We start from the raw sequence: 22,487 nt of genomic DNA on the forward strand, positions 1-22,487 counted from the left end.
AGTGATCAGGCCACGGATCACCGAGGTGACCCGGGATCGGATAGCCGGGGTGATCCGGCACCCACCGCGAGTGGCGAGAGGAATCGAGGGCTGAGGCCCGGCGTTGACGAGCCGGCGGAGCCGCTGGCCTCAGGGCGGGAATCGACCGGCACCGCTGCGGGTTTCGCGCTTGCCCCACTCAGGTGACGTCCGTGGCTGTCGGGATGCGGTGCACCGGCGTGCGTCGGGGGCGGGGGCGTTGCTCGGAGTCTGCGGAGTCGTTGTCCGGTTCGGGGCGTTGTGTGTCCGCACCCGCCGCGCGGAGCGCGGCGCGGTTCTAGAGGAGGCCTGCTGTGCGGGCTGCGTGCACTGCTGCTGTGCGGTTGCGGACCGCGAGCTTCCTGGCGGCGTTGCGGAGGTAGGTCTTGACCGTCTGCGGGCTGAGGCCCATCCGTGCCGCGATCTCCACGTTGGACGCCCCGACCTCGACGAGGCGGAGGGCTTCGACCTCCCGTGGCGCGAGGGTGACCTGCGGTTCGGTCGCGGGTTCGCGCCCACCCAGTTCGCGGTGGATCCGCATCAGGCGGGTCCGGAGGGCTTCGTCGTCGGTCTCGGCGATGACGGCGGCGAGTTCGGCCAGCGGGTCGGCGCCGTCGAGTCCCGGATCAGGCCGCAGCCGCTCCTCCACATCCCGGCCGAGCTGGGCCACCGCGACCTCCGCGGTGCGCACCGCGCGGTCACCTACCGGAAGGTGGTCGCGGACAGCGCCGTAGAGCACACCGCAAACCGCGTCCCCGACCGTGATGGGCAGGGCGAACACCGAGGTCAGCCGCTCCTGCCGGACGACGATCGGGTCGTACTCGTGGGTGATGTCGGCAGTGCGGGCGTAGTCGTTGACGCGGTGCGGGGTGCGATCGCGCAGAACCCTGCCACCAAGTCCGGTTCCCGGGCGCACTTCCAGGCCGCTCAGGCCGGTCCCGTAAGTGCCCCGCAACCTGCCGATGACCAGGCGTGTCTTGGAGGTGGACCCGCCGAACACGACCGGGACGCCGGTCGAGCGCTCCAACCAGCGCAGCCGCTCCGGCAGGAGCCGATCGATCCAGTCGGCCACCACGTCGTCGTCCATGCGCCCTCCCCAGCTCCATCGCCGGTCCAGGTGGTGGATATCCCGCCGCGACTCGGCACCGCTACCCCCGCGAGTGGGTATTCCCCGCCCGGGCCGCCGGTGCAGTCTCCTCGGGACAGCGTCGTCACACCGAAGGGGAAGCCGCATGGACGTCACCGGCGCGTACCGGCGGAGTCGCGACCAGCTGCTGGCGCTGCGCGGTGAGCACACCCGCGCGGTCGCCGAGTTCCGCTGGCCGGAACTGGGCGGGCGGTTCAACTGGGCCGTCGACTGGTTCGACGCGATCGCCCGCGACAACGACCGCCCGGCACTGGTGATCGTCGAGGAGGACGGCGGCGAGCTGCGCCGCAGCTTCGCCGAGATGGCCGACGCCTCCGACCGGTTGGCCGCCTGGCTGTCCGAGCGTGGTGTGGAGCGCGGCGATCCGGTCGTGCTCATGCTCGGCAACCAGGTCGAGCTGTGGGAGTCGATGCTGGCGATCATGAAGCTGGGCGCGGTGATCGTGCCGACCACGACCGCGGTCGGGTCGGCCGAGCTGGTCGACCGGATCTCGCGCAGCGGAGCCGCGCACGTCATCGCCAACGCCGACGACACCGCCAAGTTCGCCGACGTGCCCGGCGACTACACCCGCATCAGCGTCGGCCCCGCGGCCGGGTGGTCGGACCTGCGCGACGCGGCGGAGCTGCCCGCAACGCCGGTGGCCCACCCGGGAACCGCACCGAACGACCCGCTGCTGTACTACTTCACCTCGGGCACGACCTCGCAGCCCAAGCTGGTCGAGCACACCCAGATCTCCTACCCCGTCGGCCACCTCACGACGATGTACTTCCTGGGCCTGCGCCCGGGCGACGTGCACCTCAACATCTCCTCGCCCGGCTGGGCCAAGCACGCCTGGTCGTGCTTCTTCGCGCCGTGGATCGCCGAGGGGACCGTGCTGGTGTGCAACTACCGCCGCTTCGACCCGGCGGTGCTGCTGGACCGGCTGCGCCGGTACGAGGTCTCGACCTTCTGCGCGCCGCCCACCGTGTGGCGCATGCTCATCAACTCCGACCTCGGCGAACGACCGGCCACGCTGCGCGAGGTCATCGGCGCGGGCGAACCGCTCAACCCCGAGGTGATCGAACAGGTCCAGCGGGCGTGGGGGCTGACGTTGCGCGACGGGTTCGGGCAGACCGAGACGACCGCGCAGGTCGCCAACACGCCGGGCTCCGAAGTCCGCCCGGGCTCGATGGGCCGTGCGCTGCCGGGTGTTCCGGTCGTGCTGGTCGATCCGGCCACGGGCCGCGAGGTGGAGGGCACCGGTGAGGGCGAGATCTGCCTCGACCTCGACCAGCACCCGCTCCCGCTGATGACCGGATACCGCGACGACACCGAGCGCAACGACGCCGCGATGGACGGCGGGTACTACCACACCGGTGACGTGGCGACCATCGACGGCGACGGCTACATCACCTACGTCGGGCGCACCGACGACGTGTTCAAGGCCAGCGACTACAAGATCAGCCCCTTCGAGCTCGAATCGGTGCTCATCGAGCACCCCGCGGTCGCCGAGGCCGCCGTGGTCCCGGCCCCCGACCCCGTGCGGCTCGCGGTTCCCAAGGCCTACATCGCGCTCGCTCCCGGCCACGAGCCCGACAAGGCCACGGCGTTCGAGATCGTGCGCTACGCCCGCGAACACCTCGCGCCCTACCAGCGGGTCCGCCGCGTGGAGTTCTTCGAGCTCCCCAAGACGATCTCCGGGAAGATCCGCCGCGTCGAACTGCGCGCCCGCGAGGAGGCCGCGAGCCACGAACGCACCGAGTGGCGCGACGACCAGTTCCCCGAACTCCGCGGGTGATCGAGCATGTGCTCGGTCTGCTCATCGGCGCGGGTAGCAGAGACCCACGGAAGGGGAGGGCACAGCGGCACGGTGGACCCCGTGCGCCGCTCCTGATCTACGCCGGTACGCGGCGTCGCGGCGTACTCGCCACGAAGCCGCTCAGAACCTGCGGCGGTGCGAGCTGAGTGCCACACCGCACCTGACGAAGCGGCTGCCACCGCGGGCTACCTCGCACCCTGCTGCGGTGCGAGCTGAGTCACGCCGCTGCGTCGCAGTCCCAGGTGCGCAGGGGGTGTCGCCTCCACGGTCGTGCAGCGGTCAGGCGATGCTGGGGACCTGCTCCTCTGCTGGTGGTGGTCCGGGTGGGGTGCCGTTGCCGAAGGAGCGGCCACCGAGCTCCTCGCGGCCGTGGGGCTCCAGCAGGTAGGTCAAGTCCGGGCCGGCGGGGATGATGCCGGTCGGGTTGATGTTGCGGTGCACCACGTAGTAGTGCTCCTTGATCTGCGGGAAGTGGATGGTGTCGCCGAAACCCGGGGTCTGGAACAGGTCCCGCGTGTAGTCGCGCAGCACCGGCATCTCGGAGATCTTGTGGCGGTTGCACTTGAAGTGCCCGTGGTAGACCGCGTCGAAGCGCACCAGGCTCGGGAACAGGTGCACGTCGGCTTCGGTGATCGTGTCGCCAACGAGGTAGCGCTGGCCCGAGAGCCGTTCCGCGAGCAGGTCCACTGCCTCGAACAGCTCGGTGAAGGCCTTGTCGTGGGCGTCCTGGGTCTCGGCGAAACCGGTCTTGTAAACGCCGTTGTTCACCCGGAACACCAGGTCGTTGACCTCGTCGATCTCCGCGCGCAGGTCCTGCGGGTAGAGGTCGGGTGCGCCCGGCCTGTGGTGCTCGCGCCACTCGGTGGAGAAGTCGAGGGTGATCTGCGGGAAGTCGTTGGTGACGACCTGCCCGCTGGGGATGTCGACGATCGCGGGCACCGTGATGCCCTTGTCGTAGTCGGGGAAGCGCGCCAGGAACGCCTCCTGGAGGAGTTCGATGCCCAGCACCGGGTCCTTCCCGCCCGGGTCGAGGTCGAACCGCCAGCTGCGCTCGTCGTGGGTGGGTCCGGCGATGCCCATCGACAGCACCGGCTCCAGCCCCAGCAGGCGCCGCACGATGACCGCGCGGTTCGCCCACGGGCAGGCCCGGGCGACCACCAGGCGGTAGCGCCCGGGCTCCACCGGATGTCCGTCCCGCCCGTCGGCGGTGATCCGCGTGGCGATGTAGTTCATGTCCCGTTGGAATTCACCGGCCATGCTCTGATCGTCCACCGCCGAGCGCGGTCCCGCCACACGCACGAGCTCTCGGTGTGTCAGACCGGTACCACCGACTCGGCGGTGGCGGGCTTGCGGGCGGTGTCGGCGAGCAGCACCGCCGCGAGCACCGAGACCGCGGCCACGCCGATCAGGTAGTAGGCCGGCGTCATCGGGTTGCCGGTGGACTCCACCAGCGTGGACAGGATCAGCGGCGTCGAGCCGCCGAAGATCGACACCGCCGCGCTGTAGGCGAGCGAGAGACCGCTGTAGCGCACCTTGGTCGGGAAGGCCTCGGCGATCGCGGTGGAGATCGCGGCCAGGCTCGGTGCCATGAGCAGTCCCAGCAGCACGTACGCGAGCGTGATCAGTGCGAACGTGCCGGAGAGGATCAGCTGGTACATCGGCACGGCCAGCACCATCAGCGCCAGCGGGGTGGCGACCAGGAACGGTTTGCGCCGCCCGACGCGGTCGGCCAGCAGCGCCCACGCCGGGACGGTCAGCAGCAGCGCGGTGATGCCGACCAGCATCGCGGTGAACATGTCGACCTGCGGGACGTGCAGGTTCTTGACCAGGAACGCCGGCCAGAACGCCTGGACCATGTAGGTGCAGGTGGTGCCGGAGATGATCAGGCCGATCACCTTGAGCACGCTGGGCCAGTGCTCCCGCAGCGTGATGAGCAGCGGAGCACCGCTGTGCTCAGTGGCCTCGGCCTGGAACTCCGGTGTTTCGTCGAGCTTCAAACGCAGGTACAACCCGATCGCACCGAGCGGCAGCGTGATCAGGAACGGGATGCGCCACCCCCACTCGTTGAGCGCCTCAGGCGCGAGCGCCAGCGACAGCACGGCACCGAACACGGTGGCGGCGAACGTCGCCGCGTACTGGGTGAACATCTGCCAGCTGCCGTAGAAGGTGCGCCGGTGGGTCGGGGCGTACTCCACCATGAAGGCGGTGGCGCCGCCGAACTCCCCGCCCGCGGAGAAGCCCTGCACCACGCGGGCGATGACCAGCAGGACCGGTGCCGCCAACCCGATCCCGTCGTAGGTGGGCAGCAGCCCGATGACGAAGGTCGCCACCGACATGCCGATGATGGAGATCGACAGCGTGGTGCGCCGACCCATCCGGTCGCCGTAGTGGCCGAAGATCAGCGCGCCCAGCGGCCGCAGCACGAACGACACGCCGAAGGCGGCGAAGGTGGCCATCAGGCTGTGGCTGCCCGGGAAGAAGTTCGCCGCGATGGCGGCGGCGAAGAACCCGTAGAGCCCGAACTCGAACCACTCGATGAAGTTGCCGATGGAGGCCGCGAGCACCGCTTTGCGGCGCACCGGCTGGGGCACGGACGTCGTCATGTCATCCCTCCGCTCGGGTGCGGGCCAAGGCGAGTTCGGCGTAGGCGGTGGCGCCGTCGGCCAGCACCGCGTCGTCGAACAGCGCCGTCGGCGAGTGGTTGTAGTCCGCGGCCTGCGGGTCGAGTCCGTCGGGAACGGCGCCCAGACCGATGAAGCTGCCCGGCACCTGGTCGAGCACGCGGCAGAAGTCCTCCGACCCCGTCAGCGGGTTGACCAGGGTCTCCTGCCGCTCCTCACCGAAGAGCCCGCGGATCGTGCGGTCGGCGAACGCCGTCTCCTCCGCATCGGTGCTGGTCGGCGGGTAGCCGGGACGGTGCTCGACCTCGACGTCGACCCGGTGCGCGGCGGCGACCGCCCGCACCACCTCGGCGGAGCGCTCGCGCATCCGGTCGCGCGCCTCCGGGGAGAAGGTGCGCACGGTGGCGCCGAAGGTCGCGGTCTCCGGGATGACGTTGACCGCGGTCCCGGCGTGCAGCGATCCCACGGAGAGCACCACCGGGTCGAACACGTCGAACTGCCGGGTCACCATGGTCTGCAGCGAGGTGATCATCTCGCTGATCGCGGCGACCGGGTCCTGGGTGCGGTACGGCGCCGACCCGTGCCCGCCGGAACCGTGCACGCGGACGTGCAGCTCGTCCGAGGCGGAGAGCATCGTGCCGGGCCTGGTGACGAACCGGCCCTGCGGCGCGCCGGAGGAGAACACGTGCATCCCGTACGCCGCGTCTACCCGGCGCCCGGAGGCCTCCAGCACGCCCTCGTCGACCATGACCCGCGCGCCGTCGTAGCCCTCCTCCCCCGGCTGGAACATCAGCACCACGTCACCGCCGAGCCGGTCCCGGTGCGCGGACAGCAGCCGGGCCGCGCCGACCAGCATGGTGGTGTGCAGGTCGTGGCCGCAGGCGTGCATCGTGTCGCCGGTCCGCGAGGCGAAGTCGAGCCCGGTGCGCTCGCGGACCGGAAGTCCGTCCATGTCGGCACGCAGCAGCACGGTCGGCCCGTCGCCGCCGCGCAGGACGGCGGTCACCGAGGTGGTGTCCCGCCCGGTGGTGATCTCCAGCGGGAGGTCGTCCAGGGCTGCCAGCACCCGTTCCTGCGTGCGCGGGAGCTGCAGCCCGACCTCGGGTTCCCGGTGGAAGTCGTGGCGCAGCGCGATCAGCTCCTCGTGGATCGCCCGCGCGTCCTCGTGCACAGTCAACTGCTACCTCCGGAAGTGACCTGCTTCATAACGACGCCAGGGCGCGTCAGTGTGCGATGTCGGGCAGGTCCGGCGTGGCGAATCACAGGATTCGTGCACCGGCCGCCGTCCACGGAGGTGATTCGTGCGTTCCGCTGCCCCGGAGCTGTCCGAAGCGGACCTCGCGCTGATCCACGCGCTGCAGATCGCACCGCGGGTGAGCTGGGCCGAGGCCGCACGCGTGCTGGACTCCTCGCCGACGGCGCTGGCAGCGCGCTGGCAGCGGCTGCGCGAAGCGGGCATGGCGTGGGTGACGGTGCACTCCGGTGAGCAGTCGCGCGACGTGGTGGCCTTCGTGGACCTGCAGGTGGACCCGGCGCGCCGGGCGGCGGCCATCGAGCGGATCTGCCGCGATCCCCGGGCGGCCTCGGTCGAGGAGGCGGCCGGCGGCCGCGACCTGGTGCTGACCGTGATCGTGCCGGACTACGACTCGCTCGCGGCGTTCACCCTCGACGACCTGCCCACGACCCCGGGGGTGCGGGCGGTGAACACCCACGTGGCCACCAGGGTGCACCGGCAGGGATCGGACTGGCGGCTGGACGCGCTCGACCGCGACCAGCAGGCGGCGTTGCGCGACGCGGCGCGCAACGCGGAAAGCCCTGGTCCTGGCCGGGTTCCGGACTCCTACTGGCCGGTGGTGCAGCGGCTGGCGCGGGACGGCAGGCAGAGCGCCGCCGAGATCGCCCGCGCGCTGGACCGGGATCCGGCGACGGTGCGCAGGCAGGTCGCCCGGCTGTTGGCCACCGACGCCTTGGCGTTCCGATGCGAGGTCGCCGGCCTGCGGAGCCGCTGGCCGATCGTGTGCACGTGGTTCGCCCGGGTTCCGATGACCGAGCTGGACCACACGGTCCGCGCGCTGTCGACGCTGCCCGAACTGCGCCTCCTGGTCTCCACGGTCGGCCAGTCGAACCTGATGTTCCTGCTGTGGGCGCGGTCCTCGGGCGACTTGATGCGGATCGAGCGCTCGGTGGACGAGAAGCTGCCGTGGCTGCAGCTGACCGAATCGGTCCTGACGCTGCGCACCCGCAAGCGCATGGGCTGGGTCCTCGACCGGCACGGCAGGGCCACCGGGGAGCTCGTGCTCCCGCACACCCTCCAGCCGCGCTGAGCCCTTACACCCGAGGAGCCGTGCCGCACAGGGCCTTCAGTCCCTGTTCGTTGTTGACCTAGGAGCGCAACAGTTGCTTGGTTCCCGGCAGAACTGGGGTGTGGGCGATGGTTGACGTAGGTCGTGGGAGAACGTGCGGTGTGCTGTGCGCGCTGCTGATGATCGTCGGTCTGCTGGTGGCCGCGCCGGCGCCCGAAGCTTCCGCGGCTCCTTCGCTGCCACCTGGGTTCGTGCTCCGCGACCAGCCCAGCGGGCAGGCGGCCTACGACCTCACGGACTTCACCTTCCTGCCGGACGACAGCGTGCTCACCACCGGCAAGCAGGGGAAGGTCGCGTGGGTCTCGCCCAGCGGGGAGGTCACCACGCTGGCCACCCTGCCCGTGGTCACCGCGCAGGACCTGGGCCTGGTCGGCATCGCCGCTGCGCCCGACTACGCGACCTCGCGGCACGTCTACCTCGCGCGCTCGGTCCCGGACGGCGCCAGCGGGCACCTGCTGCGGCTGGCGCGCTGGACGGTCACCGGCAGCCCGGAGCCGACCGGGATCGCCCAGGAACAGGTCGTCTTCGAGCTCCGGAGCTCCTCCGACGTGCACGGCCTGACCGGGATCGGGGCGGCGCAGGACGGCACGCTGTGGGTCTCCGTCGGAGACCTCTCCGACTACCGGTTCACCGATCCCGCCGCCTTCCGGACCTACGACCTCGACTCGCCCGCGGGCAAGGTCCTGCACGTCACGCCGGACGGGCGCGGGGTGGCGAGCAACCCCCACTTCCAGCCCTCGGCCCCGGACTCGTGGCGGAGTCGCGTCTACGCCAGCGGTTTCCGCAGCCCGTTCCGGCTGTCGCTGCACCCCTCCACCGGAACGCCGATCGTCGGTGACGTCGGCTACGGCACCTGGGAGGAGATCGACTTCGTGCGACCGGGGGAGAACTACAAGTGGCCCTGCTGGGAGGGCAACCACCCGTCCCCCGGGTACGCCGAGCTGCCGGAGTGCACCAACGTCGCCAACACGCCTCCGGTCTGGGAGTACCACCACGGCAACGGCACCGACCAGGGCGACAGCGTCACCGGCGGCATCGTCTACCAGGGTGAGAGCTACCCGGAGACCTACCGGGGCGCCTACTTCTTCGGCGACTACAGCCAGAGCAAGCTGTGGAGCCTGCGGATGGACGAGCAGGGGAACCTGGTGCAACGGCCGCAGAGCCCGCCGCTGGGCACCGGGATCGGGGGGCCGGTCAAGTTCGAGGCCGCACCCAACGGCGACCTGGTCTACGCCGACATCTACACCGGGTCGTTGCGCCGGCTGAGCTACTCCGCGGCCAACAACCCGCCGGTGGCGGTGGCGAGCACGACGACCGACCCGGCCACCCGCACGGTGACCTTCGACGGTTCCGGCTCGATGGACTTCGACGGCGACACCGTGCGCTACGACTGGGACTTCGGTGACGGCACCACCGGCACCGGTGAGCGGGTCACGCACACCTACGCTCCCGGAACACCGCGGTTCACGGCACGACTGACGGTGCGCGACCCGCTCGACGCGTCCGACCAGGTCGACATCGTCGTAGCACCGTCGAACCACTCCCCCGCCCTCACGCTCAACCCACCCGCGCAGGCCGACTTCGCCGTGGGCGACCCGGTCTCGCTCTCGGCCGAGGCCACCGACACCGAGGACGGCCCGCTGGAGGTGAGGTGGTCGAGCGCGGTGTTGCACTGCCCGGAGGAGAGCACCTGCCACGACCACCCGGGTAGCGGAGCGCAGGGCCCGACCTACGACGCCACGTTCACCGAGCACCCCGACTCGCGGATGGAGTTCACCGCGACCGCGACCGATTCCGAGGGCGTCACCTCGTCGGTGAGCTACGTGGCCCACCCGCGGGAGCACCTGCTGACGCTGACCAGCAACGTCCCGGCGGTGCTGCAGATCCCCGTCGAGGGCGCGGTGAGTTCGGCGATGGTCACCGAAGGCGCGCAGTTGGACGTGGTGGCCGCCGAGACCGCCACCGACGGCGGGTCGACGTTCGTGCGGTGGACCGACGGACCCACCACGCGGTCCCGGTTCATCACGATGGGGCCGACCGACCAGACCCTCACGGCCGAGTACCTGTCCCCGATCGACGAGCGCTACGCCAACGACCCCGCCTTGCGGGACCTGTTGGGAGGACCGACCGGACCGGAGATCACCGACGGACCGGTGCACCACCGCTCCTACACCGGCGGCAGGCTGTACTGGACCAAGGAGACCGGGGTCCACGAGGTGCACGGCGGGAACCTCGCCCAGTACCTCGAACTCGGTGGGCACGCGTTCTTCGGAGCTCCGCTCACCGATGAGACCGCCACGCCCGACGGTGTCGGCCGCTACAACCACTTCGCGGACGGCGCTTCGATCTACTGGACGCCCGACACCGGGTCGCACGGCGTGTGGGGCGAGATCCGCGCGCAGTGGGCCCGGCTCGGGTGGGAGGCCGGTGAGATCGGCTACCCGACGACCGACGAAACCGGCACACCTGACGGGGTCGGGCGTTTCAACCACTTCAGCAAGGCCGCCTCGATCTACTGGACCCCGCAGACCGGCGCGCACGGCGTGTGGGGTGCGATCCGCGACCTGTGGAGCCAGATCGGCTGGGAGACGGGCCCGATGGGCTACCCGACCACCGACGAGACCGTCACGCCCGACGGGACCGGGCGCTACAACCACTTCAGCAAGGCCGCCTCGATCTACTGGACGCCTCAGACCTGGGCGCACGAGGTCTACGGCCGGATCCGCGAGCGGTGGGCGGCGCTGGGGTGGGAGCGGTCCTACCTGGGATACCCCACGACGGGCGAGTTCTCGGTCTCGGGCGGCAGGCAGAACAACTTCCAGCACGGCTACGTCCGCTGGTACGCCTACAACAACTCCGTCATCGACCGCCGGTACTGAAGCCGGCACTCGCCACGGGCGGTGGTGGTGGCGGTGGTGCTCCGCGGCTGGGAGCTGCGGTTCTGCGGCATCCCCGGGACGGACCGCGCGGGTTCGTTCAGACTTCGGGGGAGCCTGGGATCCACTTCGGACAGTGCGGGGTCGCGGCTGGCGGGTACCCGCCAGTGTCCAGATCTGGGAGTGGAGGGTGCTTAGCCTCCGGACTTGTTCATCAGCATCCCGATGAGCACGTCGACAGTGAGGAGCCGACATGCCCAGGTTTTCGACGACCACCGCGCTCGCCGGTGCCGCGACCGCCTTCCTCCTGGTCGCGAGCGCACCGCTGGCCGGTGCGGTCCCCACCGACACCGCCGAGCCGCACGTCGTCACCTACGACGCCAGCCAGGCCGAGGAGTTCCAGACCGCCGTCGACGAAGCCGCGGCGACGTGGAACGAGCAGGTCACCAACGTCAAGTTCGAGAAGGCGACCGACGGTCAAGCCGACCTCACGGTCGTCGCCGACGACGGCTGGCCGCGCGCACAGGTCGAGGACCTCGGCGCGGGCACGGTGTGGATGGGGCGCGAGGCCGTGAACGAGAGGCACCACATCCCGCGCATCGCCACCCACGAGATCGGACACATCCTCGGCCTGCCCGACAACCGCACGGGCGTGTGCGAGGACCTGATGTCCGGTGCCAGCGCCGGCACCGACTGCCAGAACAACCTCCCCAACCCGGAGGAGAAGGCCGAGGTCGAGCAGAACTTCGCGCAAGGCGTGGCGATCGCGCCGCAGCTGCTCAGCGAAGCTCCGGCGAACCGCTGACTCAGGTGCCACGGACGTCCCGCGACCGTCGTGCGGGTTGCCGAGGCGCACCCGCCGGAGATCCCTGCGGGTGCGCGCGGGCTTCGTCGAGACCTACCTGCGGCTCACAGGTAGTCGGGACGCTTGATGAGGAGGTCGGGGCGCCCCTGGATCTCGGGCTCGACGACGGTGGCGTTCCAGGCGTCCTTCTCCACCGGTTCCAGGGTGACCGAGACGGCTCCGTCGCGGGTGCCGAGGTGCTCGACCAGGGCCGCGCTGATCGACTCGGCGAGCGCGCGCTTCTGCTCGTCGGTGACCTCCTCGGGGAAGTGCTTGATGTTCACGTGCGGCATCGGGGCTCCTCGACCTCGGGTTCTGACCTGAGCCCAGACCGTAACCGGCCGGGCCACCGGTGCCCGGTGGCCCGTCAGCGCGTGCTCTCCTCGACCCCCGTGAAGCTCGGCTCCACCACGTCGAAGAGGCCGAGCTCGTAGTCCGTGGTGGCTTGGCGGCGAGCCTTGTAGTGGACCTTCTTCCCGGTCGCGGTCAGCGGCAGCACGTCGACGAACCGGTAGGCGCGGGGGCGCTTGTAGCTGGCCAGAGAGGGGTGCTCGCGGCAAAGCCGGTCGCACTCCGCGGCAGTCAGCTCCGCCTCCTCGGTGGGGACGACGTAGGCGACGACGAGTTGTCCCCACCGCTCGTGCGGGATCCCGACCACCAACGAGTCGGCGATCAGCGGGTGCTCGTTGAGCGCCTCCTCCACCTGCACCGGGTGGACGTTCTCGCCACCCGAGACGATCATGTCGTCCTTGCGGCCGACGATCGTGACGAACTCCTGGGAGTCCCAGGTGGCGAGGTCGCCGATGTAGAGCCACCCGTCGTGGAACTTCGCGGCCTCCTGCTCCGGGGCGTTGGTGTAGGCCAAGCCGCACTTCGGGGAGCGCACGATCACCTCGCCCACCTCGGACCCGTCCTTCGCGACAGTCTCCTCAGGGCCGGCCAGCCGGTCGTCGAGGACCTTGACCACCGCCACGTCGTCGTCGGTGCAGGCACGTCCCGCGCTACCGGCCTGCTCCGGCAGGTCGTCCGGGCGGAGGAAGGTGTTCCAGAAGGCCTCGGTGGTGCCGTAGCCGTTGAAGATGCGCGGGCACAGCTGTTCCTGGTAGCGCAGCGCCGCTTCTCGCGCCAGGGGTGCGCCCATGGTGACGATGCCGCGCAGGGTCGAGAGGTCCCGCGGCTGCTCGGCCTGGGCACGCGAGAGCATCTCCAGGTTCGTCGGAGCACCGATCAGGTAGGTGATCCCGTGGCGCTCCACGGTGTTCAAGCACTGCTGCGGGTCGAACGCCCGCATCGGCACGACCTGCGCGCCGACGTAGAAGGCCGGGTTCGGCCCGCCCGCGTAGAGGCCGCCGCGGTGGAACCACGGCGTCATGTTCAGCGTGCGGTCGTCCGGGGTCAGCAGGAAGTGCATGATCACGTCGTGGGCGGTGAAGATCTCGATCATGCTGTTCAGCGGCACGCCCTTGGGCATGCCCGTGGTGCCCGAGGTGTAGAGCCGGGTGGTCTCGTCGTAGACCGAACCCGACCGCGCGGGCGGCTGCCCGTCACCGCTGAGCAGCTCGTCGAAGCGCACCGCGCCGCCAGGGACGTCCCCGTCGCCCACCACGACCACCAGGTCCGGCTCGTGCTGGGCGCGTTCCAGCGCCGGTCCGGCGACCTCGCCCAGCGCCGCGTCGTGCACGAAGACCTTCGGCCGGCTGTCGTCGAGGATGTAGGCCGTCTCGCCCGGTGAGAGGCGGAAGTTGATCGGCGAACCCACGGCGCCGCACCGCTGAGCCGCCAGGTACAGCAAGGCGAACTCCGGTCCGTTGTGGAGCTGGTAGACCACGACGTCACCCCGTCCGACGCCCGCGTCGGCGAGCGAGGCCGCCAGCCGGTCGACGGCCGCGCCGAGTTCGGCGTAGGTCCAGCTCCGCCCGGTGGCGGGGTCGAGCACGGCGACGCGGTCGGCGTAGCGGTGGGTGTTGCGCCGGAAACCGGCGATGTAGCTGAAGTCGCGTTCGATGAACTCGCGGTAGGCCTGCGGGTCGTAGGTCGTCATTCCCGGTACCTCCTCGTTGAGGCGTGAGCGGCGGGATGGGGAGGACAGTGCGGGGGCGGGACCTCGTCCGCCCGGGTCAGCTCATCGTGAGGCCACCGCTGACGCTGAGGGTCTGCCCCGTGATGAAGCCGGCTTCGTCGGAGGCCAGGAAGGCGACCGCGTTGGCGAGGTCCTGCGGTTCGCCGAGCCGGCGGAACGGGATCGCCTTGGTCAGCGCCTGGCGCAGCTTCGGGTCATCACCGCCGACGGAGGCGAACAGCTCGGTGTCGGTGGGTCCCGGGCACACGCAGTTGACGTTGATGCGGTGACGCGCCATCTCGCGGGCCAGCGTCTTGGTGAAGGCGACCACGCCGCCCTTGGCGGCCGAGTACACGGCTTCACCGGAGGACCCGACGCGGGCGGCGTCCGAACCGAGGTTGACCACCGAGCCGCTGCCCTCGGCGACCATGAGGGGCAGCACGGCCTTCGTGGTGTGCAGGACGCCGAAGAGGTTGATCGCCACGACGCGTTCCCAGTCGGCCTCGTCGCTGTCGATGAACGGCCCGGCCTTGTCCCAACCCGCGTTGTTCACCAGCACGTCGACCTTGCCGAAGCGGTCGGCGACCTGGTCCACCATGGACCGGACCGACTCCCGCGAGGTCACGTCCGCGCGCAGCCCGAGGGAGTCACCTCCGATGGCCTTGGCGGTCTCCACCGCTGCGGCCTCGTCGACGTCGGAGACCACGACGGTGGCTCCCTCGGCGTCCAGCTTCTCGGCGATCGCGCGTCCGATGCCCCGGCCGGCACCGGTGACCACGGCGGTCTTGTTCTCCAGTCGTCCCATCTCAATCCTCTCGAGTCATCGGGAAGTGCTTCAGGGGGCGAGCTTCCGCCCGACCCGCTCCCGAGCGATGATCAGCTTCATGATCTGCGCGGTGCCGTCACCGATCTGCAGGCCGAGCACGTCCCGCAGCCGTTGCTCGACGGGCAGGTCGGTGCGGTAGCCGTACTGGCCGTGCAGCAGCAGGCAGTTCTGCACCACGTCGAAGGCCGTCTTCGGCGCCCACCACTTGCACATCGCGGCCTGCGCGGTGTGCGGCAGACCCTGGTCCTTGAGCCAGAGGGTCTGGTAGCAGAGCAGGCGCGCCGCGGTGAGCAGCGTCTCCGACTCCGCGAGTGGGAAGGACACGCCCTGGAACCTGCTCAGCGGCTGGTCGAACGCCTCCCGCGTGCTGACGTACTGCCAGGTCTCGTCCACCGTGACCTGGGCGATGCCGACGCACTGCAGGCCGATGAGCGCCCTGCTGAAGTCGAAACCCCGCATCACCTGGGAGAAGCCGGCTCCCTCCTCGCCGAGCAGGTGGTCAGCAGGCACGCGGACGTCGGTCAGGTGCACGGCACCGCGCCCGACCGCCTTGGTGCCCATGTCCGGGTACGGCTCGCGCACCACCCCGGGTAGGTCCAGCGGCACCAGGAACGCGCTGATCCCCTTGCCGCGCGCGGTCTCCTCGCCGGTGCGGGCGAAGACGACCACGGCCGCCGCCTCGGTGCAGAAGGACAGCGACTTGACCCCGTTGAGCACGTAGTCGTCACCGTCGCGCTGGGCCCGCAGCAACGGCATGCCCGCGTCGGAACCGGCGTGCGGCTCGGTGAGGCCGATGCCGACGACCTCCTCACCACCGCAGATCTTGGGCACCCAGTGCTCGGCGAGCTCCGGCCGGGCGTTGGTGGCCACGATCTGGCCGACCAGCGAACCGACGATCTGCAGGTAGGACACCGAGAAGTCGCCGCGCGCGATCTCCTCGGCGAGGAGGCCGGTCGTGACCCGGTCCAGGTCCCGACCGCCCAGTGCGCGCGGGAGCTCGGGCGCGATGAACCCGAGTTCGCCCATCTCGCGGCGGACGTCCGGGCCCACGGCACCGCGGTGCTCCCGAGCGCGGTAGTCCGGCGCGAGGCGCTCCGCGGCGTAACGGCGTGCCGCGTCGCGGTGCTCCTCCTGGACCGGCGACAGGGTGAAGTCCACGGCCTAGCTCCTCGAAGTCGTCGTGGTCAGACCGCGGCGTAGTCGGTGAAGTCGGGCTTGCGCTTCTCGGCGAAGGCCGATGCCCCCTCGTGCGCCTCGGCGGATTCGCTGAAGACGTCCAGGGCCGACATCGCGAGGTTGCTCAGCCCGGCCTGGTGGTCGGTGTCGGCGTTGAAGGACTGCTTGAGGAACTTGAGGGCGGTCGGGCTCAGCACCGCGATCTCCTCGGCCCACCGCTTGGCCTCGGCCAGCAGCTCCTCGCCCGGGACGACCGCGTTCACCAACCCCCAGCGCTCGGCGGTCGCCGCGTCGTACTGGCGGCACAGGAACCAGATCTCGCGGGCGCGCTTCTCCCCCACGACCCGCGCCAGGTACGCCGTTCCGAAACCCGCGTCGAACGAGCCGACCCGGGGCCCGGCCTGCCCGAACTTGGCGGTGTCGGCGGCGATCGTGAGGTCGCAGAGCACGTGCAGGACGTGCCCACCGCCGATGGCCACCCCGTTGACCGCGGCGATGACCGGCTTCGGGATGTCGCGGATGAGCTTGTGCAGGTAGCCGATCTCGAACCGGCCGCTCTCGGTGGGCCCGTAGTCGCCGGTCTCGGCGCGCTGCTTGACGTCGCCGCCGGTGCAGAAGGCCTTCTCGCCGGTCCCCGTGAGGATCACGACGCGCACCTGCGGGTCGGCCCAGGCCGTGCGGAAGGCGGCGATCAGCTCCTCGACAGTCTTGCCGCGGAAGGAGTTGTAGCGGCTCGGCCGGTTGATCGTCACCACCGCGGCGGGTCCGTCCACCGCGTACTCGATGTCCTCGTAGCCCATGTGCGTCCTCTCCTCGTCGCAGGCACCGGCGGTGTGATGAACCTCTGTTCACATCGAATGAATCAACGTTCATCGCCAATGAATAGTGGTTCAGCTAACATCGGGCTGTCAACCCGGCAGGCCACGAGGAAGATCGGCCCTGTGACGATGGAGCGACGACGGTGAACTCCGGTCACCGCGGAAGGGAGATCAGGTGGCTTCGCTCGCGCACCCGGCGCACGAGGACCCGGACGAGGCGGCCCGCGCGGTCCGCGCCGAGCGGCGCACCAGGCAGCTCCTCGACGCCGCCGCCCGGCTGATGGACCGGGACGGGTTCCACGGCGTCTCCATGCAGGCCCTGGCCGCGGAGGCCTCGGTCAGCGTCGGGCTGATCTACCGCTACTTCGGCGGCAAGGACGACCTGCTGCTCGCGGTGATCGTCGACGTCCTCGGCTCGTTCGCCACCCGCGTGCCGAGGTCGGTCGCGGCGGTCGAGGATCCGGTCGACCGGCTGGCCGCGTCCTTCCGCGCGTACTGCGAGGTGATCGACGAGCACCGGCACGCCGCGGTGCTGACCTACCGGGAGAGCCGGACGTTGAGCGCAGCGGGCCGCGACAAGATCAAAGACCTGGAAGTCCAGACGAGCGAACCGCTTCGAGAGGCGATCCGCGACGGCATGCGCGCGGGGGCGTTCGTCCCGGTCGACGTGGACCTGGTGGCCCACGACATGCTGCTCATGGCGCACGGCTGGGCGCTCAAGCACTGGTACTTCGAGCGGACCCAGAGCTTCGACGACTACGTCAGCAAGCAGACCGCGCTCGTGCTCAACGCCATCCTCTCCCCCGGCTCCCGCGAGCAGCACCAGGACAAGCTCGCCCTGCAGTAGCTCAGCCGGCGCCGGTGTGGTGCGGGATGTCGCGGACGGTGTGGTCGGCGAAGTCGAGCGCTTCCGCCACCAGGACGGCGAGGTGGTCGCTGGCGATGCGGTAGAGCACCCGCCGACCTTCGCGCCGGGCGCGGACGAGCCCGGCCAGCCGCAGCCGGCCGAGGTGCTGCGAGACCGAGGAGCGCGAGGCCGCCACCTGCTCGGTGAGGGTGCTGACGTCCTGCTCGGTGCTCAGCAGCCGCAGCAGGTGCAGGCGGGTCGGGTCGGCCAGGTGCCGCAGGACCTCCGCCGCCACCGCGAACCGCGCGTCGTCCGGCTGCTGCGAGGCGTTGGCAGTTGCCACTTCGTCGTGCGCGCGCATGCTTGCATGTTGCCCTCGACCAGGGCATTCTGGCAAGGAACCGGACGCGATCAAGGGTGGCGAGTTCATGGCGCAGCACTCCACCGGCCACGGGCACGGGCACGGGCACGGCGTGGCCTGGCGGAGGTGGTGGCACCACGTCACGCACGCCGTGACACCGCACAGCCACGACAGCGCCGACCGGTTCGACTCGCAGCTGGAGACCAGCGAGCGCGGTGTGCGGACCCTGGTGTGGTCGTTCGCAGCACTGCTGGTGACCGCGGTCGCGCAACTCGCGCTCGTGCTGCACACGCACTCGGTGGCGCTGCTGGGCGACACCGTCCACAACTTCGCCGACGCGCTCACCGCGCTCCCGGTGGGGATCGCGTTCCTGCTGGGTCGCCGAGCGGCGACGCGCCGCTACACCTACGGGCTGGGCAGAGCCGAGGACCTCGCCGGGGTCGTGGTGGTGCTCATCATCGCCGCCTCAGCCGCCTTCGCCGGGTACGAGGCGGTGCTCCGGTTGTTCGAGCCGCGACCGGTCGAGCACCTGTGGGTCGTCGCGGCGGCGGGTGTCATCGGGTTCGCGGGGAACGAGGTCGTCGCCCGCTGGCGGATCTCCGTCGGCCATCAGATCGGTTCGGCCGCGCTGGTGGCCGACGGGCTGCACGCCCGCGCCGACGGGTACACCTCGCTGGCCGTGGTCTTCGGCGCCGGTGGTGTCGCGCTCGGGTTCCCCTGGGCCGACCCGGTCATCGGCCTCGTGATCACGGTGGCGATCCTGTTCGTCCTGCGCGACGCGGCGAAGCAGGTCTTCCACCGGCTCCTGGACGCCGTCGACCCGCGGACCGTGGACCTCGCCGAACGCGCCGCCGCCGAGGTCACCGGGGTGCGGGGTGTCGACCGGGTGCGGATGCGCTGGATCGGCCACAGCCTGCACGCCGAACTGGCCGTGGCCGTCGACCCCGCGCTCACCGTCGAACGCGCGCACCGGCTGGCCCACGACGTCGAGCACCAGCTGGTGCACCACGTGCCCCGGCTGACCACCGCGATCGTGCACACCGAGCCCGCCTCCGGCGCCGACTCCGCCCACGAGCTGCTCGCCCACCACAGGTGATCCCACGGCAGGTGTCCACAGTGGCCACGAGGGTTCCCGCGTGGCGCCGACGCGTCGCGGCGTCCGGGCACGCCCGGACGCCGCGAGCGAGGCGGTGATCAGTCCGGCAGCGCGAAGACGATCAGGGCACTGCCGTGGCCGGCCCCGAGCATCCCCGGGATGATGCCCTCCAGCCATCCTCCCCAGCCGACCGGCACGGCGACGTACTGCTTGCCGTCGACGGAGTAGGTCATCGGGCTGCCGTGGTGGCCGCTCCCGCACTGGAACTTCCACAGCTCCTCACCGGTCCGGGCGTCGAGCGCCAGGAACTCGCCGGTCGGAGTGCCCGCGAACACGAGGTCTCCGGCGGTGGTGAGCACCGAGGAGGCCATCGGGTGCGGGTTGCGCCAGCGCCACACCTCCTCGCCCTTCGAGTTGAAGGCGCTGATCGACCCGGCCATGTCGTCGATGTCGACCTGCACGGCCGCACCCCAGTAGGGCATGCCTTCCTTGAACTCGCGACGCCGCCGGGTGGCGGTGGCGCCCACGTCGGCGACCGGGACGTAGAACAGGTCGTGGGTGGGGTTGTAGGCCGCGTGCGTCCACTCCTTCGCACCCGCCGGGCCCGGGTAGAAGTGGACCGGTTCCCCCTCCTTGTCCGGGTACTTCCGGGGGATCACCTTGCCGTCGCGGGTGATGGTGCCCCAGTCGATCCGGTCGACGAACGGGGTCACGTGCTGCAGCTCGCCGTTGGTGCGGTCGAGCACGAAGAAGTAGCCGTTCTTGTCGAAGTGGCCGAGCAGCTTCTTGCCGTCCCGCTCGAACAGCGTCATCTCCATGGTGGAGTCGTAGTCCCACAGGTCGTGCGGGGTGAACTGGTAGTGCCACTTGATCTCACCGGTGTCCACGTCGACCGCGACGACGCTGTCGGTGTAGAGGTTGTCGCCCTCGCGCACCGCGCCGTCGAAGTCCGGCGCCGGGTTGCCGGTGCCCGCGTAGTACAGGTTGGTGTCCGGGTCGTAGGTGCCGGTGATCCAGTGGTTCGCGCCGCCGCGCGCCCACGCCTCTCCATCGTCCGGCCAGGTCTCCGAACCCGGTTCACCCGGCTTCGGCACGGTGTAGCAGCGCCAGCGGTGCGCACCGGTCTCCAGGTCCCAGCAGTCGATGTGCCCGCGCACGCCGAACTCACCGCCTGCGCTGCCGGTGATGAGGGTGTCCTTGACGACCAGGGGCGCCAGCGACGCGCTTTCGCCCGCCCGCACGTCGCCGATGGTCTGGTCCCACACCTTCTCGCCCGTTCTGGCGTCCAACGCCAGCAGGTGGGCGTTCGGGGTCACGAAGTAGACCCTGCCGTGGGCGACCGCGCAGCCGCGGTTGACGTTGCCGCAGCACAGCGAGACGTCGAACGGCACGGCGTGCTTGTAGCGCCACAGCTGCTCGCCGGTCGTGGCGTCCAGGGCCCAGAACCAGCCGTCCCAGCCTGTCACGAACATGACCCCGTCCACGACCAGCGGGCACGCCTCGAAGGCGTAGGTGGACGCCCCCGCGATCTGGCCGGCGGTGCCGGCCTGGAACATCCACACCGGGCCGAGGCGCTTGACGTTGTCGGTGGTGATCTGGTCCAGCAGGCTGTACCGCTGGCCGTCGTAGGCGCCGTAGTAGGTGATCCAGTTGTGCGATTCCGCACGCGCGTCGAGGATGCGCTCGTAGTTGATGTTGTCGGTGACGCCGGGCGCCGTGCCGGAGACGGCGCTGAGGGCACCGTGGTCGATCGCGTCACCTGCGTCGACGTACTCGATCGTCATCGGTTCGTCCTCCCTACGGGCGCGGCTGGTCGGGGCGGTCGAGACGGGCTTCCGGAGGCACTTCGCCGAGCACGACGATGGCGGCGGTCAGACCGCGCCCCTCGTCGTTGCCGCCGGGCGAGCTGTACCAGTAGTAGCCGGGGCCGTCGAGGTTGAGCTTCGCCCTGCCCTTGGAGTGGTTGAGCAGCCACAGGAACTTCTTGTCGCCGTTGCTGGGCAGCAGGCAGGCGTGGGTGTTCTTGTCGTCGTTGATGACCGTCAGCTCCAGGTCACCGCCGTGCGGCAGGACGAGGATCGCCGGGTCCCAGGCGATCTCGTCCTCCCGGATCCGGATGGTCGCTTCCATCGTGCCGTCGGGGCGCTCGGTGGCCCGCTCGATCCTGCCGGTCCCGAGAACCCGGCCGAGCGCTGCGCCGTTCTGCGCGTCCAAGCCGAGTTCACTGAGCAGGTCTTCGCGTTCCTGGGTAGACGTCATCGGACCTCACCTCCTCGTTCGAATCCGCATCCGGACCGCGCACAGGACGACCGGGAACCGGCCCCGGGATCAGCTGCGGACACCGAATTCGCGGTGTGGAGCGAATTTCCAGCACAGGCGTTCCCTGCGGTGGAACGGCGGTGCGCATGCCTCGACCTCCGGCCACCGGACGATCAACCCGTGATGACCACGGAGGCTACGGTGATCGGGATCACCTTCGGAAGGGCGGACCGTTCACCCGCCGAGCCGCACCGCTCACCCGGATCCGACTACCGCCCAAGGGGTTCCACGACGGCGTGAGGTGCGGATGCCGGGGTGGCTGCGCTGCACCTCCCGGCGGAAGAGCGGAAGTGCGCGCACCTGAGGCAGGTGCGCCCCCGGTTCCACCAGGCGGGAGTGAACTCCTGGAGCGCTCCCCGTCCCGGCGGGCTGACCCCTGACCGCTACCGTGCGGGGTGTGGATGTCGCTGAGCAGCTCGTCGTGGTGACCGGAGGCGGACGCGGACTGGGCGCCGCGTTGGTGCGTGCGTTCGCGGGCCAGGGCGCCCGTGTCGTGATCGACTACCGCCGCAGCCGTGAGCACGCCGAGGCCCTGGCCACCGAGCTCGGCGACCGGGTGATCGCCGTCGCGGCCGACGTCACCGATCGAGACCAGGTTGACGCCCTGTTCGCCACGGCGCGGGAGCGCTTCGGGACTCCCGTGACGACGGTGGTCAACAACGCCCTCGCCGACTTCGCGTTCAACGGTGAGGCCCGTTCGCACGCCGACACGATCACGTGGGGTGAGTTCGCCGGGCAGTTCGAGGGCAGCGTCCGCGGTGCGTTGCACGCCTCGCAGGCCGCGTTGCCGGGCATGCGGGAGCTCGGTGGTGGCCGGATCATCAACGTCGGCACGAACCTGTTCCAGAACCCGGTGGTGCCCTACCACGACTACACCGCGGCGAAGGCGGCGTTGCTGTCGCTGACCCGCACCCTCGCCGCCGAGCTCGGTCCCGACGGCATCACGGTCAACATGGTTTCGGGCGGGCTGCTGCGCACCACCGACGCGAGCGCCGCCACTCCCGAGGCGGTGTTCGACGCGATCGCGGCGAACACGCCGTTGCGCCACGTGGTGACACCCGGCGAGTTCGCCGACGCGGCTCTGTTCTTCGCCTCCCCGTGGTCGCGGGCGGTCACGGGCCAGAACCTGGTGGTCGACGGTGGCTTGGTCATGGGCTGAGCAGCCGCACCGGCGACGAGGCTCGACCGGACTCCGATGAGAACCCGCCGTGGGTCACTGGAGGTGGAGGAGGTCGAGGGCTTGTTGGCGCATCTCGACCTTGCGGACCTTGCCGGTGACCGTCATCGGGAACTCCTCGACCACGTGCACGTAGCGCGG

The 22,487-nt window shown here is 70.5% G+C and carries 19 protein-coding genes; 7 read left to right on the top strand and 12 right to left on the bottom strand.

What is annotated here, in order from left to right; genetic code table 11:
• Positions 1 to 316: 316 nt before the first annotated feature.
• A complete protein-coding gene (locus tag EIL87_RS21485) occupies positions 317 to 1,105 on the bottom strand; it encodes a helix-turn-helix transcriptional regulator (protein ID WP_158628683.1) in 789 nt (262 codons plus the stop codon).
• Positions 1,106 to 1,250: 145 nt separating this feature from the next.
• Between EIL87_RS21485 and EIL87_RS21490 the strand changes: the two genes are divergently transcribed.
• The gene (locus EIL87_RS21490) at positions 1,251 to 2,942 is read left to right on the top strand and encodes an AMP-binding protein (RefSeq protein ID WP_125092368.1); all 1,692 of its coding nucleotides are present in this window, start codon (positions 1,251 to 1,253) and stop codon (positions 2,940 to 2,942) included.
• Between the two features lie 300 nt (positions 2,943 to 3,242).
• Here the strand turns inward: EIL87_RS21490 and EIL87_RS21495 are convergent, their stop codons facing one another.
• From EIL87_RS21495 to EIL87_RS21505, 3 genes are read right to left on the bottom strand one after another with little or no spacing between them, the layout of a single operon-like run.
• Complete coding sequence (locus EIL87_RS21495; RefSeq protein ID WP_125092369.1) at positions 3,243 to 4,220, bottom strand: glutathione S-transferase family protein; 978 nt, start codon at positions 4,218 to 4,220, stop codon at positions 3,243 to 3,245.
• A gap of 56 nt (positions 4,221 to 4,276) precedes the next feature.
• On the bottom strand, positions 4,277 to 5,566 hold the full coding sequence (locus tag EIL87_RS21500) for an MFS transporter (RefSeq protein WP_125092370.1): 1,290 nt from the start codon (positions 5,564 to 5,566) through the stop codon (positions 4,277 to 4,279).
• A gap of 1 nt (position 5,567) precedes the next feature.
• Positions 5,568 to 6,761: a M20 metallopeptidase family protein gene (locus EIL87_RS21505; protein ID WP_125092371.1), complete on the bottom strand. Its 1,194-nt coding sequence runs from the start codon at positions 6,759 to 6,761 to the stop codon at positions 5,568 to 5,570.
• Between the two features lie 124 nt (positions 6,762 to 6,885).
• On the opposite strand from EIL87_RS21505, the gene EIL87_RS21510 reads away from it, so the two are divergent.
• The 3 genes from EIL87_RS21510 (at position 6,886) to EIL87_RS21520 (ending at position 11,628) form a co-directional block, all read left to right on the top strand.
• A complete protein-coding gene (locus tag EIL87_RS21510) occupies positions 6,886 to 7,908 on the top strand; it encodes an Lrp/AsnC family transcriptional regulator (RefSeq protein WP_199740541.1) in 1,023 nt (340 codons plus the stop codon).
• Between the two features lie 107 nt (positions 7,909 to 8,015).
• Positions 8,016 to 10,826, top strand: coding sequence for a PQQ-dependent sugar dehydrogenase (locus EIL87_RS21515; protein WP_407690562.1), 2,811 nt, complete (start codon positions 8,016 to 8,018; stop codon positions 10,824 to 10,826).
• A 250-nt stretch (positions 10,827 to 11,076) separates the two neighbouring features.
• Positions 11,077 to 11,628: a snapalysin family zinc-dependent metalloprotease gene (locus tag EIL87_RS21520; RefSeq protein WP_125092372.1), complete on the top strand. Its 552-nt coding sequence runs from the start codon at positions 11,077 to 11,079 to the stop codon at positions 11,626 to 11,628.
• Positions 11,629 to 11,732: 104 nt separating this feature from the next.
• Here EIL87_RS21520 and pptA read toward each other — a convergent pair whose 3' ends face one another.
• The 5 genes from pptA to EIL87_RS21545 all read right to left on the bottom strand — a co-directional run bounded on the left by pptA (position 11,733) and on the right by EIL87_RS21545 (position 16,528).
• The gene (gene pptA / locus EIL87_RS21525) at positions 11,733 to 11,960 is read right to left on the bottom strand and encodes a tautomerase PptA (protein ID WP_125092373.1); all 228 of its coding nucleotides are present in this window, start codon (positions 11,958 to 11,960) and stop codon (positions 11,733 to 11,735) included.
• 74 nt (positions 11,961 to 12,034) lie between these two features.
• Positions 12,035 to 13,708 (bottom strand): class I adenylate-forming enzyme family protein, encoded by a 1,674-nt coding sequence (locus EIL87_RS21530; RefSeq protein WP_125092374.1) that lies wholly within the window; start codon positions 13,706 to 13,708, stop codon positions 12,035 to 12,037.
• Positions 13,709 to 13,784: 76 nt separating this feature from the next.
• Entirely contained in the window at positions 13,785 to 14,531 is a 747-nt protein-coding gene (locus tag EIL87_RS21535) for an SDR family NAD(P)-dependent oxidoreductase (RefSeq protein WP_125092375.1), read from the bottom strand.
• Between the two features lie 30 nt (positions 14,532 to 14,561).
• Positions 14,562 to 15,710, bottom strand: coding sequence for an acyl-CoA dehydrogenase family protein (locus tag EIL87_RS21540; protein ID WP_125092376.1), 1,149 nt, complete (start codon positions 15,708 to 15,710; stop codon positions 14,562 to 14,564).
• Between the two features lie 26 nt (positions 15,711 to 15,736).
• A complete protein-coding gene (locus tag EIL87_RS21545; RefSeq protein WP_125092377.1) occupies positions 15,737 to 16,528 on the bottom strand; it encodes an enoyl-CoA hydratase-related protein in 792 nt (263 codons plus the stop codon).
• Between the two features lie 193 nt (positions 16,529 to 16,721).
• Between EIL87_RS21545 and EIL87_RS21550 the strand changes: the two genes are divergently transcribed.
• Complete coding sequence (locus EIL87_RS21550) at positions 16,722 to 17,393, top strand: TetR/AcrR family transcriptional regulator (protein ID WP_125092378.1); 672 nt, start codon at positions 16,722 to 16,724, stop codon at positions 17,391 to 17,393.
• Between the two features lies 1 nt (position 17,394).
• On the opposite strand, the gene EIL87_RS21555 is transcribed toward EIL87_RS21550, so the two are convergent.
• Entirely contained in the window at positions 17,395 to 17,754 is a 360-nt protein-coding gene (locus EIL87_RS21555) for an ArsR/SmtB family transcription factor (RefSeq protein WP_125092379.1), read from the bottom strand.
• A gap of 67 nt (positions 17,755 to 17,821) precedes the next feature.
• On the opposite strand from EIL87_RS21555, the gene EIL87_RS21560 reads away from it, so the two are divergent.
• On the top strand, positions 17,822 to 18,850 hold the full coding sequence (locus tag EIL87_RS21560) for a cation diffusion facilitator family transporter (protein ID WP_125092380.1): 1,029 nt from the start codon (positions 17,822 to 17,824) through the stop codon (positions 18,848 to 18,850).
• Positions 18,851 to 18,948: 98 nt separating this feature from the next.
• Here the strand turns inward: EIL87_RS21560 and EIL87_RS21565 are convergent, their stop codons facing one another.
• Positions 18,949 to 20,634, bottom strand: coding sequence for a PQQ-dependent dehydrogenase, methanol/ethanol family (locus EIL87_RS21565; protein WP_125092381.1), 1,686 nt, complete (start codon positions 20,632 to 20,634; stop codon positions 18,949 to 18,951).
• 13 nt (positions 20,635 to 20,647) lie between these two features.
• Complete coding sequence (locus EIL87_RS21570) at positions 20,648 to 21,109, bottom strand: MSMEG_3727 family PQQ-associated protein (protein ID WP_125092382.1); 462 nt, start codon at positions 21,107 to 21,109, stop codon at positions 20,648 to 20,650.
• Between the two features lie 457 nt (positions 21,110 to 21,566).
• On the opposite strand from EIL87_RS21570, the gene EIL87_RS21575 reads away from it, so the two are divergent.
• The gene (locus tag EIL87_RS21575; RefSeq protein WP_125092383.1) at positions 21,567 to 22,328 is read left to right on the top strand and encodes a 3-oxoacyl-ACP reductase; all 762 of its coding nucleotides are present in this window, start codon (positions 21,567 to 21,569) and stop codon (positions 22,326 to 22,328) included.
• The last annotated feature ends 159 nt before the right edge of the window (positions 22,329 to 22,487 follow it).

It is taken from the genome of Saccharopolyspora rhizosphaerae, assembly GCF_003931915.1.
In the GTDB taxonomy this organism is placed as follows: domain Bacteria; phylum Actinomycetota; class Actinomycetes; order Mycobacteriales; family Pseudonocardiaceae; genus Saccharopolyspora; species Saccharopolyspora rhizosphaerae.